Genomic DNA, 1,861 nt, shown 5'->3' with positions numbered 1-1,861 from the left:
GCTCAATATCGGCTATTGCAAATGCACGCCATTTTTTAATCACCCTTTTTCGCTCGTCAAAAGGATTGAGTTCATTTTCAAAATCAAGAATGTAACTCCAGATAAGCTCAATAAATCCTTGCTTAATTTTTTCCTGAACGTACAATTTCGCTTCTGACTCAAGGCGGATACGAATTTGGCTTTGGTCATCAAACGGACGATTAAATACACAATTATCTAGATAGACCCTAATCACAATATTTTTACTTCAACGATCACACGGATATGAGACTAGTTTAGTTAGAACAGCTATTTTTACTTTAGAGTTTGTTTGTTAAGAGATAGTCCCGAGCCACTGTTTGTACTGGCTACTGACACAACCGAGAACATCGTGTACGTAGGTCAAAGCGACCAGCACCCTGGTTTGTATCGTCCAGCGTTATTTGTCACTAATGAAGAAACTCACTGGCTACGAGGAGATTTACGCCTTGAGGCTGGGGAAGAAGCTCGCTATCAAGCCCGAATCCGCTACCACCAGCGGTTGGAAGAAGCCACACTGCGCCAAACTACCGAAGGCCTTTACATGGTATTTGACCGTCCTCAGAAAAGCATTGCCTCGGGTCAGTTTGTAGCCTGGTACGCGGATGAGGAGTTAATTGGTTCAGGGGTGATCCATAAATAGTAAAGCTTCGTTTGATACGAGCCTAGCAAAGCTCTATGAAGCTATTTGGGAATTTATGGTATTAACTAATTATCAATTTCTTCTGCCTGATTGTAATCTTCTTGCGTAATGCGGTAGGTATAGATTCTGGTTTGATTATCGAATAAGCCCTCGCTGGTAAGTACGTAGCCAAAGCCTTCACTAGGGTCACCATTAATGGCCTTCTCGTCACGGTTATTGGGGAGGGCAAACTGCTGTATCCGTTCCTCACCAAAGGTGATGGTAGCATTTTCAAAATTACCCTCCCAGTCTAACGCGCAGTAGGTTTCCAAACCGCTAGTACACACTCCGGGAATGTCCACTGAATCGGCCGGAGGTAGCTGGTAGGTATAGCGGGTATCATACTCGAAGACTTCTACTGTTACCTCGTAGGGGGTTTCGTTTACCAGCCGCCGAATGGATCGATGTTCAATTAACTGTTCAATACATCCTAGCAGTAAATAACCTATCAGTAATAGTAATCGGTTCATCACTGAATAATTTCGGCATTATCGTAGTCTTCTTGCGTGATCCGGTAGGTGTACACATCTACTTCGATGCCATCTATTTCTTCAAAAGTACGAACGTATCCAAAGCCTACCCCTCTTGGATCAGCATTAACAGCTTTCTGTTCCGGATCATCAGGTAACCCTTCGAACTCTTGTACTCGCTCCCCCTCGAAAGTGATGGTAGCGTTATTAAGACTAGTTACCCACCCTAGATCACAATAATCTTCAACCCCGCTCACACATACTCCGTTAATATCCAGCGAATCAAAGGGCGATAATTCGTAGGTGAAGCGTTCATCGCTTCCGAAGACTTCTACCACTACTTCGTACGGCGTTTCGTTTACTAGCCTCCGAATGGCTGGCTCCTCAGTAAGAGTTTCCTTACATCCTAGCAGAAGATACCCCATTAATAATGTTAGTAGCAGTCGGTTCATCACTCAATATCGATATAGAAGTTAAACAAATCATTTAGATCACCTTCCGTGCCGTTGTTGTAGGTATTTCTTAGGTAGTCCCGTACTTTTTATTCCTTAAAAGTACCCACTTCTTCAATTTTATGTCCTTTGGGATACGTAGGGCGTTTCCGCTGAGTTCCTAAAACTGGTTTCTTTCGTTCGGGCCAGTAGCGCATAATTTTAGATCGTAACGTTAACCCTCCGGTTACAAACTTTCG

3 protein-coding genes and 1 pseudogene are annotated in these 1,861 nt (G+C 43.5%); 1 reads left to right on the top strand and 3 read right to left on the bottom strand.

Annotated elements, in window-relative coordinates:
- Positions 1 to 235: pseudogene (locus tag WBA23_RS16425) on the bottom strand (hypothetical protein); the annotation flags it as partial.
- A gap of 75 nt (positions 236 to 310) precedes the next feature.
- Here WBA23_RS16425 and WBA23_RS16420 point away from each other — a divergent pair.
- Positions 311 to 661 carry an aminomethyltransferase beta-barrel domain-containing protein gene (locus WBA23_RS16420; protein WP_424583372.1) on the top strand — a complete coding sequence of 117 codons (351 nt, stop codon included), beginning with the start codon at positions 311 to 313 and terminating at the stop codon, positions 659 to 661.
- A 65-nt stretch (positions 662 to 726) separates the two neighbouring features.
- Here the strand turns inward: WBA23_RS16420 and WBA23_RS16415 are convergent, their stop codons facing one another.
- Positions 727 to 1,170 carry a hypothetical protein gene (locus WBA23_RS16415; protein WP_424583371.1) on the bottom strand — a complete coding sequence of 148 codons (444 nt, stop codon included), beginning with the start codon at positions 1,168 to 1,170 and terminating at the stop codon, positions 727 to 729.
- The gene (locus WBA23_RS16410; protein ID WP_424583370.1) at positions 1,170 to 1,622 is read right to left on the bottom strand and encodes a hypothetical protein; all 453 of its coding nucleotides are present in this window, start codon (positions 1,620 to 1,622) and stop codon (positions 1,170 to 1,172) included. Before WBA23_RS16410 ends, WBA23_RS16415 begins: the two co-directional genes overlap by 1 nt.
- Positions 1,623 to 1,861 lie beyond the last annotated feature (239 nt).

Origin of the sequence: Tunicatimonas sp., from assembly GCF_049647865.1 — a bacterium.
GTDB lineage: Bacteria > Bacteroidota > Bacteroidia > Cytophagales > Cyclobacteriaceae > Tunicatimonas.
This window is presented reverse-complemented; position numbering and strand designations above follow the sequence as displayed.